Origin of the sequence: Deinococcus proteolyticus MRP (assembly GCF_000190555.1) — a bacterium.
Lineage (GTDB): Bacteria > Deinococcota > Deinococci > Deinococcales > Deinococcaceae > Deinococcus > Deinococcus proteolyticus.
The window spans coordinates 1,542,724-1,556,741 of the sequence record NC_015161.1; the positions used below are offsets into that span (position 1 = coordinate 1,542,724).

Here is a 14,018-nt window from a genome sequence, read left to right on the forward strand (position 1 = left end):
GAAAGAGCGTAGAAAAGAGCGAACGTGGCGGTGGCTGGTTTCCCCCCGTATGAAAAACCAGCCACCGCCTCCGTCTGTCGGCCAGGCTCAGATAATCAGCCGCACGAACTCCTCACGCTCTACGGCCCCGAAATAGCGCGAAAGGTCGAACGGTTCCAGCGCCGCCGCAATGTCCTCGGGGCGGTAAGGCACGCCTGTCAGCGCCCGCTCAAGGTCGGCCACGTCGTCCAGCGCGAAGAAATCGCCGTAGATGCGGATGTCCTGAATATGCTTTTTCTCCACGTTCATCCGCACGTCAATCAGGCCGCTGGCAAACTTGTGGCGGCGCTCCAGGCTGAAATCGGGCGAGCGGCCAAAGTTCCAGTCCCAATTCAGGAAGTACTCCTGGCGAATCCGCTCAATCTCTTGCCAGTCATGCCCGGTGAGCTGGTATTCGGTAGGTTCCTCGCCGCTTTGCTGGGCCAGTTGGCGCAGGATTTCGTCGCGGAATTCGCCGGTGGTCATGCCCTGAAATTCGGGAGCCAGGTGCGGGCGGATGTTCGTCACGCGGGCACGCACCGACTTGATGCCCTTGGACTCGATTTTTTCCTTCGGCGGCTTCAGCGCGGCGGCCACATGGTCCAGGTTCACGTCATACAGCAGCGTGCCGTGGGCGGTCATGCGGCCCCCTGCCACGTACATGGCGTTGCCCGAAATCTTCTGGTCGCCAATCACCAGGTCGTTGCGGCCGCGCAGTGCCGCTTCTGCCGCGCCCATCCGCTGCAGTGCCGACACGACAGGTTCCGTAAAGCTGGCGAAATCACGGAACGAGCCGTCATCATCCTTGATAAAGCAGTAACAGAGGTTGCCGCCGTCCTGATACACCGCGCCGCCCCCCGACAATCGGCGTACCACCTGCACGCCATTTTCCTCGACATACTCGCGGTTGATTTCCTCGATGGTGTTCTGATTGCGCCCCACGATGACGCAGGGGTCGTTGATGTAGAACAGCAGCAGCGGACCATCGACCAGGCGGTTTCTGACCAGATAGGTTTCCAGCGCCAGATTGACGGTCACGTCGTGGTTCTCGGCGTTGCGGATGTAGTGCATGGTGCCCAGTGTATCGCCGGGCAGTGGGAGTTCCGGCAAACGTGCCTTGCGAAGTCGAAGGGTCTAAGGGCGGAGGACCTTCCTGCCCTCCCTTAAACCTTTAGACTCTCAGACCCTTAGACCATGTTCTATCCCCCGCTGCTCACTGGCCTCGCCCACGCCCTGAACGCCGCCATATCCAGGCAGTTCACCACGTCGGCAGAGGTCAGGCCCGCTTTCTGCGCCATCAGCACGCCGTAGCGCAGGTCGCGCAGGCCCGCCACCGAGTGTGCGTCGGTGTTGATGCTGAACTTGACCCGTCCGCGCCAGCGCAGCACGTCCTGCCAGCGCAGGTCCAGCCGCCAGGGGTTGGCATTGATTTCGGCGGCGGTGCCCGAAGCAGCGCAGGCGTCCAGCACGGCGTCAATGTCCAGCGCGTAGCCCTCGCGGCGCAGCAGCAGGCGTCCGGTGGGGTGGCCCAGGATATTCACCAGCGGGTGCGAGGCGGCCCGCACCAGCCGCGCCGTCTGGTCGGCAGCACTCAGCCCGAAGCCCGAGTGCACGCTCGCCACCACATAGTCCAGCTCGGCCAGCAGGTCGTCGGCGTAGTCGAGCGAGCCGTCAGGGAGAATGTCCACCTCGGCCCCCGCCAGGATGGGCAGGCCCTCGGCTTGCAGGGCACGGATTTCCGCGATGTACTCGCGCAGGCGCGGCGGCGTTAGCCCACCCGCGTAGGCTGCCGACTGCGAATGGTCGCCCGTGCCAAGGTAAGCGTGCCCCAGCGTCTGCACGCCCGCCACCATCTCGCGCAGGGTGGCGGTGCCGTCGGACCAGACCGAGTGGGTGTGCAGCATCCCCTGAATGTCGGCCACTTGCAGCAGCGCGGCTGGCTCGGGCAGGGTCAGGCCCGCGTGTTCGGGTTCATCGAACGGCAGAAAAAGAGCAGCAGGCTCGCCACGCTCCAACCGCACAGGCACGCCGCCCCAGCGCCCGCTCAGGCTCTCGGCGGTCTGCTCGCCCGCCGCCCAACCTTCCAGTGCCGCCAACGTCTGGGCCCAGGCGGCAGGCTCTCCCCCACTTACAGTCAGGTCGGCCCCGCCCAGCGTGTCGCGGCTACGGCCCAGGTCACCGCTGAACTCGGTCCCGAAGCCAGCCTGCGCGAGTGCTCCGGCAACCGCTTCCGCCGCCAGGGTCGCCTGCGAGAGCAGGAAGCGGTCCTGCGCGTCCAGTACGAACTGCGCTGCCTGGCCCAGCGTCTGTGCGCCCTTGGCCCCGAAGCCCTTGACGGCGGCCAGTATGCCACTCTGCGCCGCGTCGCGCAGGGCAGGCACCGAGTCAATGCCCGCGTCCCACAGCGCTCGCACCTTTTTCGGCCCCAGCCCACGCACAGCAAACAGCCCCTGCACGCCTTCGGGCACCCCTTCGGCGGCCTCGTCGAGCGGGGCAAAGCGGCCCGAGTCAAGGTAGGCCAGCAGCTCGGCGGCGATGCCCTTGCCGACTTTGGGCACACCGGCGAACCGCGTCTGTTGCAACTCCTCCAAGCTCGCCTCGTGGCGGTCCAGGCTGCGGGCGGCGTTGCGGTAAGCGGTGGCCCGGAACCCGCCCTCGTCGCTTCCCAGCACATCCAACAGGTCGGCGGTCGCGTTCAGGGCGCGGACCAGGTCTTTGCGGGTGACATCAGCCATAACCCCCGCATGATAGAGGCTTGGGCGCAGCGACCTAGCCTTCTTGGGCTTCCAGCAGCGCCGCCGCGTCATGCCGGACCGAACGCTGATACATCGGCAAATGTCCAGCCAGCAGGTGAAGGGCGTCGCTCAGGGCTTCCCGCTCACGGCCCAGGTCGGCCAGCACCAGCGCACGAAAGACCCGAACCGCCTCCCACCATTCGTCCCGCTGCGCCAGCTCGGCGTCCAGCAGGGCCAGGCTCTCCTCTGGCCGCCCCAGGTTGCGCAGCGTGCTCGCCAGCTGGATGGTGGCCTGACGGCGGCGGGGTTCATCCAAGCCTGCCGCCAGGGCCGCGCGGTAAAAGGCTTCAGCGCTGGCCTCATCGCCGGTGCTGTCACAGGCACCTGTTGCTCGAAAGCGGCCAGCGCGGGGTAGGAAGCCTGGGCCGCCAGCGCGTCCATGCGGCGCACCAGCTCAGCGGCGGGCCACCCGTCGGCCTGCTCCCAGTCTGCTTGGAGTCAGCCCCCTTCCACAGCGGCCAGCTGGCCTAACGGCCCCAGATGCGGCCCAGGGCCACCACCACCGTCATCACGGCGTCCAGCAGCAGGTTGGTCTTCCAGAACTGGCCGTTGCGCTCCCGCTGCTGCTCGTAGCGGTCACGGGGCGGCGGTTCCGTCCGGCGCTCGGTCGTGCCTGGGTGCTTGGGCATAGGCAGAGTCTAAAGTAAACCGGCAAAGCAAAGCCTCCGGCCAGGCCGACCTGCTGGTCAGTCGGCGGCCGGAGGCAGGGAACCGGGTCAGCCCTGGCGGGTATCCATCAGTTCCACATCAAAGACCAGCGTGGCGCCGCCGGGAATGACGCCGGGGATGCCGCGGGGGCCATAGGCGAGGTCACTGGGAATGGTCAGCCGGGCCTTGTCGCCTACCCGCAGGCCCTGGATGCCCTGGTCCCAGCCCTGAATGACCTGACCGCTGCCCAGCACGAACGAGATCGGCTCACCACGGTCGCGGCTGGAGTCGAACTTCTGGCCGTTTTCGAGGGTGCCGGTGTAGTGCACGCTCACGGTGTGGCCCTTTTCGGCCACCGGGCCGCTGCCTTCTTGGTACTTTTCAATCTTGAGTTCTTGGCTCATGTTCCCCAGAGTAGCGGGACTGAGGCGCCGAGACAGGCGGGGCTCAACAAGGTCTAAACTTCAGGCCATGTCCGCTCCCCCCAGCCCCCCCGCTTCTCCGTCCCGCTCCCCCGGTGCCCTCCGGGTCTTCTGGGCCGAGAGCTGGCCCTGGCTGCTGGGCACGCTGGCGCTGTGGCTGGTGCTGGCTTTCGGAGCGTCGCTGGCGCGGGTGAGTGGCGATTCCATGAACCCCACCCTCCGCAGCGGTGACACCCTGCTGCTGCTGAAATACCCGCGCCTGCTGGACCCCGGCTTTCCCCGGCGCGGCAGCGTGGTCGTGTTCCGGGGACCGCCGGACAGCCCGTATTCCTATACCAGCCGCACACTGCTGGGCCGGGAGTTCCAGACGCGCCCGGTGCATATCAAGCGGGTGCTGGGAGTCCCTGGAGACCGGATAGAGCTGCGCGGCGGGCAGGTGTGGGTCAACGGACACGCTCTGGCCGAAAGCTACGTGTCGGAAGGCTGGGTGGACGACCTGCCCCCCCGCACGCTGGGCAGCGGCGAACTGTGGGTGATGGGCGACAACCGCCGGGTGGGCAGCAGCCTGGACTCGCGTGCTTACGGGCCAGTCCGCGTGCAGGACGTGCTGGGCGAGGTGCCCCGGCGGCTGTGGCCCAGGCCAGATGTGCTGCCGGGTACCCCACCCTGACGGCGGGCCATACGGCGGCCCACAGGACAAAAAACCTACGCCTACATCAGCTTTACGTCAGACTCGGCCAATCGAATGCTCATGCGGGGTTGGTAGCGTGACAGACATGAACTTCAAGCCTCAGATTGCCCTTGCTACGGCCGCCGCTGCGATGCTGGCTGCGCCCGCTTCCGCCCAGCAGTACGTGACCTACACCGAAAACGCCCTGCCCTACACCGTCAGCCTGCCCGCCGACTGGTACGGCCTGCAGATGAAGGGCCCGGCCGGCGTGAACCTGACCTCGGCGCAAAAGGCCCCCTTCCTGCCCCTGATCCGTCTGACCTACATTCCCAAGACGGCCGCCGTAAACACCCTGCCCAAGGCTGTGGCCGCCTTCGAGAAGGAGCTGAGTAGCAACGGCACCATTAACCTCAAGCGCTTGGGGGCCAAAGACGCTTCTTACGGCAACATCGCCGGCAAGGAAATGGAATACTCGCTGACCGGCGGCGGCAACGAGCTGCGCGTGCGCCTGTGGATGGGCCTGGGCGCCAAGAACGTGTACGCCTTCCAGCTGATGGACAAGCCCGCCACCTACGCCGCCAACCGCGACAAGACCTTCAACACCATCCTGAAGTCGGTCAAGTTCAAGTAAATCTGCCAGTCAGGCAAAAGGAGCGCCTCCCATCAGGGGCGCTCCTTTTGTTGTTTTTCGGACTAGCGCCGCAGCCACAGCCAGGCGGCCGCCGCTGCCCCCAGACCGCCCAGGAACAGGGTCCGCATCGGGTCGGGGTCGCCGGCCCCGCGCCGCTCGGTGGGCACCGGATGCGACAGATACCAGCCGCGCTGAGGCCGGGCCTCGGCGTCGAAGGTGCGGGCCAGGGCGTCCAGCTCACGGCGCAGGCGTTCGCCGGACATGGGGTGACCGTGCCCGGTGGCAGCCAGTTCAGGCTGTAACCCGGCCAGATTCTGCACAGAGGCGCGGGCTTCTTCCCAGTTGGGCGTGTAGTAGGGAGGCGGACCCTGCACCTGCATGGGGTCGTTCAGCAGGGCGCCGCGCACGGTCTGCTGCGGGGTGGTCACGAAAGCGTCGCCCACCACCAGGGTGCGGTCGGAGTCACGCCACAGCGAGACGTGGCCGGGGGTGTGGCCCGGCGTATGCAGCCACTGCCAGCCGTGGACATGCGGCAGGCGGCCTTCCGGCAACCTCCGCACCTGCGGGCGGAAGTCGTACGGGCCCGGCAGAAACGCGGGCGAGAGCAGGCTCATCGCGCCGCCCACGGTGGGGTCAGGAAACGGATAGGCCGCCTCGCCGGTCAGGTAGGGCAGCTCCAGTTCGTGTGCATAGACCGGCACCGGCCAGTGGCGCAGCAGGTCGTGCAGCGCGCCCACATGGTCGAAGTGACCGTGCGTCATCACGATGGCGGCTGGGGGCCTGGCACCGTGAATCTCGCGGGCAGCCCGCAGAATCAGCTCAGCCGTGCCGGGCATGCCGGCGTCCACCAGCACCCACGGCCCTCCCGGCTCACCCAGCAGGAACACGTTGACCAGCGGCAGGCGCACGCGGTAGAGGTCGCGGCGCAGAGCCTGAATGCCGCCGAAACTGGACACCGCAGGAGCACCGGAAGGTGGGGCCGTCAGCTGAAAAGAAACTCGCATGCCCCAGGGTAAAAGGCCGGCCCCCACGCCGAATGGTCAGAGGGCCGCAGTTCAAAGCTTGCCGCAAGGCACGGCGTGGGATTTTTCACGGGCCGTGACCGGCTGCAGCGCAGAGGTGCGGTCTCCCCTGCCGCGCAGCCTTGCGGGGGTTTGCCCGTCCTTTCAGCGCAGGCGGCGGGCCTCGATGAATTCCAGCACCTGACTGCGCGTGTCGCCCAGCCAGCCCAGCGGCCGGGCCAGCGCGGCGGCGATGGTGACGTGGTTGACCCCTTTCACCACCCGGCGCTCCACCGGCACCCCGGCGGCCTGAAGCGCCCGCTCCATGTTCAGGGCGTTCTGGGGGTGCACGGTGGTGTCGTTCTCGGCCACCAGCAGCAGGTGGGGCGGTGCGTCCCGGCGCACGTGACGGTCAGGCATGATCTCATCCGGCAGGCCGCCCTGTGGGAAGGCCTCACGGCTGGAATAGTCGCGGAAATCGTAGGAGTACGGCCCTGCCAGCCCGATCACCCCGCGCACCGCCGAGACCGGCACCCCAGCTTCGCGCAGCCAGCGCCCGTTAACCACCGCTTCCACAGCGTTGAAGGCCCCGGCCGAGTGACCCATCACAAACAGGTTGTCGGGACTGCCACCGTACTGCGCGGCCTGCGAGCGCAAAAAGGCCAGGGCCTGAGCACTGTCTTGGACATAGCTGGGATAGCGGAACTGCGGGGCCAGACGGTAGTTCATCACGCCCACCACGTAGCCGGCGCGAGCCAGGCTTTCGCCTACGAAGCGGTATTCGGATTTCTCCCCACTGTTCCAGCTGCCACCGTGGATAAACAGCACCGTGGGCGCGTTCTGAGCACCTTGCGGCGCGTAGATGTCCAGCCGCTGCCGGGCGTCCCGACCGTAGGCCAGGTCGGTCTGTACGGTCAGGCCACGGGTGGAAATCAGGCGGTTGAGGTTCTGCTGGGCATTCTGGGCCGAGCAACTGCTCAGGGCAGTGGTCAGCGCCAACGCACCCGCAGTGAAGAGCGCGGCGCGGCGAAAGGAGCGGGAAGTCATAGCAGGCATGATTGACCTTGAGCAGCCACAGCAAGGTGAGCCGCCTTCCGCTCGGTAGAGCCAACTGTTGGCTCACCAGACCGCCAGGCAACCCTTATGAAGAGACCCGGTGCGGCACCAAACGCAGGTTCCAGGCACGAACCTGGGCATGGTGCGGCGACCATGCCTGCCAGACCTGCTCTGCCCACTCCCGCGCCAACCGGCCACGCTCCGTATCCAGGACCCCCTCAAAGATCTGGAAGGTCGGCAGGTGCCCAAGCGGTGGTCTAGCCAGTGGCGTAAAGAAATCAGGGCGAGACTGCATCATTTCCCGGTGCATGGCCGACCCCTCGGCCACGGCCTGGCCACACTCCATATACAGCTGAAGCGTCATCAGACACAGAGCCGTCGTCTGCACCCCCAGCCGAGTGGTGTCGTCCGGATGGGTACAGGCATAGGCGTCTACAACATACTGGCGTTTGCTGACCAGGGCGGGCAGATAGAAAGCCGAGAGGATCTGGCTGCTGGCCGCGTAACATTCCCCGGAAGCCAGAAGGCCTTTTGGGCGTGGGAGACCCAGATCGGGATGCAGCAGGCCACAGGAGGGACACTGAATGTCAGCCATAGCGCTTCCGGTCCGCCTCCATCAGTATCTGTATCCAGCCGAGAACAGGGGTATCCTGCCTGGCCCACACCTCCCAGACTTGGGCGGCCCAATGAGAGATGGCGCTCTGGAGGTCATCTTCGGCAAGGCAAAGAATCCCAGGAGCGTGCAGTTCCCCCCATGTTTTCGGCGGTTCCAGGGCGGGCCAGTCTTGCAAGCCAACGCGCGGCAGCAAGGTTGAACTGACGCTTGACCGAAAACGGGGAAGGTGCGACAAGGGCAGACCGAAATCAAAGTGCGCGCCCAAAACAATGAGGTGAACAGCAACGGAGCCGCGCTGCCGCCTGTCCTGCAAGGCGTTGCCTGGATGCTGCGCAGCGTAGGCGTCCATATGCAGAGGAGCCGACACACCGTGTGCAGACAGGCGCGCCATCAGCTCACCGTAGCTGCGCCAGCAGGCGGGCAGGGCGGACATATACGCGTGGCTGGGGCCATCTTCGGAGGCGACAGCTGCCCCGCAATCACAGTTCATGGCCAGACGATAAAGCCTCACGTAGTGTCAGGCTCAAGTCCTGGGCAGTTCACATGACCTGTTGCGGGCAAGCTTTAAGCTGCCCCTCAGTCCCACTCAACTCAGTCTTCGTTCGCCAGCACTGCCAGGAAGGCTTCTTGCGGCACTTCCACCGTGCCGAACTGCTTCATGCGGGCGCGGCCCTTTTTCTGCTTTTCCAGCAGCTTCTTCTTGCGGGTGATATCGCCACCGTAACACTTTGCCAGCACGTCTTTGCGGTACGCCTTGACGGTGGCGCGGGCGATGATTTTGCCGCCGATGGTAGCCTGCACCGGCACGGGGAACATCTGGCGGGGAATCACTTCGGCCATCTTGTCCACGATTTTGCGGCCCAGCGAGTAGGTCTTGGTTTCGTGAACAATCACGGCGAGGGCGTCAATCACTTCGTTGTTGACCAGAATATCCACTTTGCGGAGGTCACCCTCGCGGTAGCCGATTTGCTCGTAGTCCATGCTGGCGTAGCCACGCGAAATGCTCTTGAGGCGGTCATGGAAATCGTACAGAATCTCCGCGAACGGCACTTCATACACCAGCTCCACCCGCTTGCCGATGTAGTTCATGGTCTGCATCGCGCCCCGCCGCTCCTGCAAGAGTTGCATGATGGGGCCGACATATTCCTCAGGCACCATCACCGAGAGCTTGATGTAGGGTTCTTCCACCAGCTCAATGCGGTCACGGGTGGGGAACTCGGCGGGGTTCTGCGTCTCGAACACTTCGCCGTTGGTCAGCGTGACGCGGTACACCACGGCGGGCGCGGTGGCAATCAGGTCCAGGTCGTACTCGCGCTCCAGGCGCTCCTGAATGATTTCGGCGTGCAGCAGCCCCAGGAAACCGCAGCGAAAGCCGAAGCCCAGCGCCTCGGAGGTTTCAGGTTCAAACGAGAAGGCCGCGTCGTTGAGCTTGAGCTTTTCCAGCGCCTCACGCAGCTTGCGGTAGTCCTCGGTGTCGGTGGGATAGAGACCGCTGAACACCACCGGCTGAGCAGGTTTGAAGCCAGGGAAAGGCTCAGCGGTGCGGCTCTCCTTGCCCGTGAGCGTATCACCCACCTGCGCATCCTGAATGTCCTTGATGCCTGCGGCCACCCAGCCCACCGCGCCTGCGGGCAGCGTGTCGCCCACCACCAGGCCGGGGCTGAAGGTGCCCACCTTGTCTACATCGAAGCTCTTGCCCGCATTCATCAGGTAAATCTGGTCCTTAGGGTTCAGCGTGCCTTCCAGCACCCGCACGAACAGAATCACGCCCTGATAAGCGTCGTAGAACGAGTCGAAAATCAGCGCCTTGAGGGGGGCCTCTGGGTCACCGCTGGGCGCAGGGATGTTCTCCACAATCGCTTCGAGGATGTCGGGCACGCCCGCGCCCGTCTTGCCGCTGGCGAATACCGCGTCCTCGGCGGGAATGCCGATGACCTCTTCCAGCTCCTGCGCGGCTCCCTCGGGGTCGGCGGCGGGCAGGTCAATCTTGTTGACGACAGGGACGATTTCCAGGTCGTTGTCAATCGCCAGGTACGCATTCACGATGGTCTGTGCTTCCACGCCCTGCGAAGCGTCCACCAGCAGCAGCACGCCTTCACACGCCGCCAGCGAACGCGAGACTTCGTAGTTGAAGTCCACGTGGCCGGGGGTGTCAATCAGGTTGAAGATGTACGACTCGCCGTTGGGGCGGGTGTAGCCCAGGCGAATCGGGGTGGACTTGATGGTGATGCCGCGCTCGCGCTCCAGCTCCAGCGTGTCGAGCGTCTGGTCACGCTTGTCACGCTCTCCCATCGCGCCAAGCTGCTCAAGAATACGGTCCGCCAGCGTGGACTTGCCGTGGTCCACGTGGGCGATGATAGAAAAGTTACGAATGTTCGGGCTGCGGGTCATTGCTCTGTAGTCTAGGGGAAAAGGCGGGAGCGGCGCAGGCACGGCGCGGCTTTTCCCGCTACGGTCAGACGTCATCTCAGGATGCTCGCACCGCTTATGCGCGGCGAAGGAGGAGCAGGAGGAAGGTGCCAACCTCGCCACACGGTGACTCCAGATAGCGCCAGCGAACGCAACGTGCTGCGGGCGGGGGTTAAGCAGGCGGGGCCTGCGCCCGACTTGGACGCAGCCTGCTCCGCAGTGATGGAGAACTGGGGACACAAAGACCTGAACGTGCTACCCACCAGCCCCGGTAGAGCGCTGCGCACTCAAGCCGCAAGCACTAATGCCTACAATGCCGCAACACTTACTTGGCTGCGATGCACTCGATTTCCACGCTGGCTCCCAGTGCCAGCCCGGACACGCCCAGGGTAGAGCGGGCCGGATACGGCCTGACCATCCAGGCGCCGTATACCTCGTTCATGGTGGCAAAGTCCTGCATATCGGTCAGCATCACCGTGCATTTCACCAGCTGGGCACGGGTGTAGCCATAACGCTTGAGCGAAGCTTCGATGTTGTCCAGCACCTGCCGGGTTTCGGCCTTCACGCCGCCGGCCACCAGCTTGCCGTCGGCGCCGGTGCCGATTTTGCCCGACAGGTACAGGGTGTTGTCCACCTCCACTGCGTCCGAGAAAGGCAGCGTGCCGCCGGACGGGTGGTAAGTGATGGCCGGTGTCGGCGTGGGCGCAGGCACTTCAGCGCCGCCAGCCAGGGCTGTGGGAACGAGCAGCAACGGGACCAGCACAGTGAAAGGTTTCATGCCTCACCGTAGCAAGGAACGCCGAAGATTCCCGGCGTCCCCTAAATTTTGCTGAGGGTGGCCCTCATCGGCCTTTGTCGCGGCACAGGGCAGCCGCTGCCGGGGCCAAATAGGCAAGAACGCACGCCGCTCAGTGGACCTGGGCCGCGCCGGCGCCGTCCGGATAACGCACACTTTCCACGATGGCCTGGGTCTCGGCGCTGGGCGGCGGGGTCAGGCGGCTGACCAGCAGCGACACGGCCACGTTCAGCAGCAGGCCGATGGTGCCGAAGCCCTGGGTGCTGATGCCGAACAGGTACTGGTCCGGCGTGCCGGGACCACCGATGGACGGGGTGAAATACCAGATATAGGCGGCCGTGCACAGCAAGCCCACCAGCAAGCCGGCGGTCGCCCCCTGCCAGTTCATGCGCTTGTCGAAAATGCCCAAAATCAGCATCGGCGCGAAGGTGGCCGCCGCAATGCCGAAGGCCATCGCCACTGTCTCGGCGACCAGCCCCGGCGGATTGATGCCGAAGTAAGCCGCGAGGACCGACGCCACCAGCACGGTCAGGCGGCCAGCATTCAGGCGGGCACTTTCGCTGGCGTCGGGGCGCAGCAGCTTGTAGTAGATGTCGTGCGCCACCGCTCCCGAGATGGTAATCAGCAGGCCCGAAGCGGTCGAGAGCGCCGCCGCCATTGCCCCGGCAGCCACCAGGCCAATCACCCACGGAGCCAGACCGGCGATTTCGGGAGTCGCCATCACGAGGATGTCGTTGTCAAAATGCAGTTCATTGGCGTTTTTGGGGTCGGGGGTGCCGTCGGCGAGCAGGGCCTTGCCGGGGCGGTACTGAATGATGCCGTCGCCGTTTTTGTCGGCGTGCTTGAGCAGGCCAGTGTTTTCCCACTTGGTGAACCAGCCTGGCGCTTCGGCGTAGACCGTGCCGTCCAGCCGGTTGATCAGGTTGGATTTGGCAATCACCGACAGGGCCGGCACGGTGGTGTACAGCACCGCGATAAAGCCCAGGGCGTAAATCGCGCTGGTGCGCGCCCCCTTCACATCCGGCGTGGTGAAAAAGCGGGTGATGACGTGTGGCAAGCCGGCGGTGCCCAGCATCAGCGCCATGGTCAGGGCCACCTTGTCGGTCATGGAGCGCAGCTGCTCGGTGTAGGCCGGAAAGCCCAGCTCGGTCAGCAGGCTGTTCAGCTCGGGCACCATGCCCATAAAGGAAATCTGCGGCACTGGGTTGCCGGTCAGCTGCCCGCTCAGCACGATGGGCGGAATGATAAACGCCAGAATCAGCACCAGGTACTGGGTCACCTGGGTCCAGGTGATGCCCTTCATGCCCGACAGCCCCGCATAGAAGAACACGATGACCGCTCCCAGCATCACCCCGATATCCACCGACACGTCCAGCGTGCGCGAGAACACCACACCTACCCCGCGCATCTGCCCGGCGATGTAAGTCATGGAAATCAGCACGGCGGTCAGGGCCGCCAGACCGCGCAGCAGGTTGGAGCCGTAGCGGTCCCCCACGAAATCGGGCACGGTGAACTTGCCGAACTTGCGCAGGAAGGGAGCCACCAGCAGCGCCAGGAGGACGTAACCGCCGGTCCAGCCCATCAGGTACATGCTGCCGTCGTAGCCCAGCGCAGCCACGATGCCGGCCAAAGACAGGAACGACGCCCCCGACATCCAGTCGGCGGCAATCGCCATGCCGTTCCACACCGGCGCAATGCCTTGTCCGGCCACGTAAAAGCTCTTGGTGTCGCGCACGCGGGTGGCGTAGGCGATGCCGATATACAGGGCGAAAGTGGCGATAATCAGCCCGTAGGTCCACAGTTGAACGTCGTTCACGCTAGTCTCCTACTCCGAACTGCCGGTCCAGGGCGGCCATCCGGCTGGCATAGATGGCAATCAAGGCGATAAACACGTAGATAGCGCCGTTATGCCCGATCCAGAATCCCAGGGGGCCGCCCAGAATCTGGAAGCGGTCAAGCGCGGGGGCCAGCAACACGCCCAGGCCGATGCTCACGAACAGCCAGACGGCCAGCAACCCCAGCGTGAGGCGGAGGGTGGCCTGCCAGTACTGCTGGCGGCGGCGGTGCTCCGCTGCCGGCGTGCCGGGTGGAAGTGGGGTATGGGTCATGCGGTCCTCCTGTCGGGAAAAAGCAGGGCTCAGAAAAAGGACCAGCCAAAGCAGCGCGGCTAGAAGCAGTGCCCCTGGAGGCCGAAGCGTCCTGGCTGTCCAGAGGAAAAAATTGTGGGATGGTGGAGCCTGACTTTAACACCCCATGCCGGGCCGGGGCAAGTATTCGTTAACCTAGGATCGATGTAAGGATTCATTCAGCAGATATAACGGACACAGACACTCATATCCGGCACCTATTTGGGCCGAAAACCCTCCAACTGCTATGCTGCTGCCTATGCTGAGCGCTGTTCGCTTCTGGCTGGGGCTGAATGTGGTCCTGCTGCCGCTGATTCTGCTGCTGCGTGCTCAGACACCCCAGGCGCCGCTGACGCCAGCCGGAGTGCTGTGGACCCTGGGCCTGAGCGCCGCCGGCTTTGCGCTGGGGCTGGCCTTTGCCCGCTTCTGGCCACTGGAGGGCTCTCCGGGGGCCCGCGCTGTCCGCACCGCTTTTATCACCCTGCCGGCCGTGGGGCTGGCCATGGTCCTGACCTTAACCGTGCAGCCACCGGTGACAGCACTCGTCCTGACGCTGGCCGCGTTTCTGGGCTCGCAGTGGCGCCCGGCCGCGGCCGCAGGCATTCCAGCCACACCCACAGAGCGCTGACTACCCACCGCTCTTCGCTGGCCTCTGTCAGACCGCTGCGTGGTCCCGGCCGCTAGGGTGGCTTTGTGAGCGGGATGCCACCGGCACCTCCTGAACGAACAGCTGCCGGTCAGCTCTGGCCGCTAGGGTAGCGGGCACAGGGCCAGGAAGCGAGCATGTCTCGGCGCCTGCGCCGGCCCGGCGGAGAAGCCCCCAGCACCCA

The 14,018-nt window shown here is 65.2% G+C and carries 15 protein-coding genes and 1 pseudogene; 3 read left to right on the forward strand and 13 right to left on the reverse strand.

Features of this window, described 5'->3' with window-relative positions:
- Nucleotides 1-87: 87 nt before the first annotated feature.
- The 5 genes and pseudogenes from lplA to DEIPR_RS07365 all read right to left on the reverse strand — a co-directional run bounded on the left by lplA (nt 88) and on the right by DEIPR_RS07365 (nt 3,865).
- Entirely contained in the window at nt 88-1,089 is a 1,002-nt protein-coding gene (gene lplA, locus DEIPR_RS07350) for a lipoate--protein ligase (protein ID WP_013615203.1), read from the reverse strand.
- Between the two features lie 128 nt (nt 1,090-1,217).
- Complete coding sequence (locus DEIPR_RS07355) at nt 1,218-2,753, reverse strand: DNA polymerase/3'-5' exonuclease PolX (RefSeq protein ID WP_013615204.1); 1,536 nt, start codon at nt 2,751-2,753, stop codon at nt 1,218-1,220.
- 34 nt (nt 2,754-2,787) lie between these two features.
- Nucleotides 2,788-3,090, reverse strand: a pseudogene (locus DEIPR_RS07360) (tetratricopeptide repeat protein); the annotation flags it as partial.
- Nucleotides 3,091-3,280: 190 nt separating this feature from the next.
- Nucleotides 3,281-3,442, reverse strand: coding sequence for a hypothetical protein (locus DEIPR_RS14170; protein WP_013615205.1), 162 nt, complete (start codon nt 3,440-3,442; stop codon nt 3,281-3,283).
- 87 nt (nt 3,443-3,529) lie between these two features.
- A complete protein-coding gene (locus tag DEIPR_RS07365) occupies nt 3,530-3,865 on the reverse strand; it encodes an FKBP-type peptidyl-prolyl cis-trans isomerase (protein ID WP_013615206.1) in 336 nt (111 codons plus the stop codon).
- A 67-nt stretch (nt 3,866-3,932) separates the two neighbouring features.
- Here DEIPR_RS07365 and lepB point away from each other — a divergent pair, with 67 nt between their 5' ends.
- Both lepB and DEIPR_RS07375 read left to right on the forward strand, forming a co-directional pair.
- Nucleotides 3,933-4,553, forward strand: coding sequence for a signal peptidase I (lepB, locus tag DEIPR_RS07370; protein ID WP_013615207.1), 621 nt, complete (start codon nt 3,933-3,935; stop codon nt 4,551-4,553).
- A gap of 106 nt (nt 4,554-4,659) precedes the next feature.
- Nucleotides 4,660-5,184: a hypothetical protein gene (locus tag DEIPR_RS07375; RefSeq protein WP_013615208.1), complete on the forward strand. Its 525-nt coding sequence runs from the start codon at nt 4,660-4,662 to the stop codon at nt 5,182-5,184.
- 62 nt (nt 5,185-5,246) lie between these two features.
- Here DEIPR_RS07375 and DEIPR_RS07380 read toward each other — a convergent pair whose 3' ends face one another.
- From DEIPR_RS07380 to DEIPR_RS07415, 8 genes are all read right to left on the reverse strand, one after another.
- On the reverse strand, nt 5,247-6,188 hold the full coding sequence (locus DEIPR_RS07380) for an MBL fold metallo-hydrolase (protein ID WP_013615209.1): 942 nt from the start codon (nt 6,186-6,188) through the stop codon (nt 5,247-5,249).
- 162 nt (nt 6,189-6,350) lie between these two features.
- Nucleotides 6,351-7,241: an alpha/beta hydrolase gene (locus tag DEIPR_RS07385; RefSeq protein WP_013615210.1), complete on the reverse strand. Its 891-nt coding sequence runs from the start codon at nt 7,239-7,241 to the stop codon at nt 6,351-6,353.
- 85 nt (nt 7,242-7,326) lie between these two features.
- A complete protein-coding gene (locus DEIPR_RS07390) occupies nt 7,327-7,836 on the reverse strand; it encodes a DUF5946 family protein (RefSeq protein ID WP_013615211.1) in 510 nt (169 codons plus the stop codon).
- Complete coding sequence (locus tag DEIPR_RS07395; protein ID WP_280985209.1) at nt 7,829-8,347, reverse strand: DUF5946 family protein; 519 nt, start codon at nt 8,345-8,347, stop codon at nt 7,829-7,831. The genes DEIPR_RS07390 and DEIPR_RS07395 overlap by 8 nt, the downstream gene beginning before the upstream one ends.
- A gap of 101 nt (nt 8,348-8,448) precedes the next feature.
- Nucleotides 8,449-10,248, reverse strand: coding sequence for a translation elongation factor 4 (gene lepA, locus DEIPR_RS07400; RefSeq protein ID WP_013615212.1), 1,800 nt, complete (start codon nt 10,246-10,248; stop codon nt 8,449-8,451).
- A gap of 343 nt (nt 10,249-10,591) precedes the next feature.
- Entirely contained in the window at nt 10,592-11,044 is a 453-nt protein-coding gene (locus DEIPR_RS07405; protein WP_013615213.1) for a RidA family protein, read from the reverse strand.
- Between the two features lie 130 nt (nt 11,045-11,174).
- Nucleotides 11,175-12,878 (reverse strand): sodium:solute symporter family protein, encoded by a 1,704-nt coding sequence (locus DEIPR_RS07410; protein ID WP_013615214.1) that lies wholly within the window; start codon nt 12,876-12,878, stop codon nt 11,175-11,177.
- 1 nt (nt 12,879) lies between these two features.
- The gene (locus DEIPR_RS07415) at nt 12,880-13,170 is read right to left on the reverse strand and encodes a DUF4212 domain-containing protein (RefSeq protein WP_013615215.1); all 291 of its coding nucleotides are present in this window, start codon (nt 13,168-13,170) and stop codon (nt 12,880-12,882) included.
- Between the two features lie 277 nt (nt 13,171-13,447).
- Here DEIPR_RS07415 and DEIPR_RS07420 point away from each other — a divergent pair, with 277 nt between their 5' ends.
- Complete coding sequence (locus DEIPR_RS07420; RefSeq protein ID WP_148231807.1) at nt 13,448-13,816, forward strand: hypothetical protein; 369 nt, start codon at nt 13,448-13,450, stop codon at nt 13,814-13,816.
- Nucleotides 13,817-14,018 lie beyond the last annotated feature (202 nt).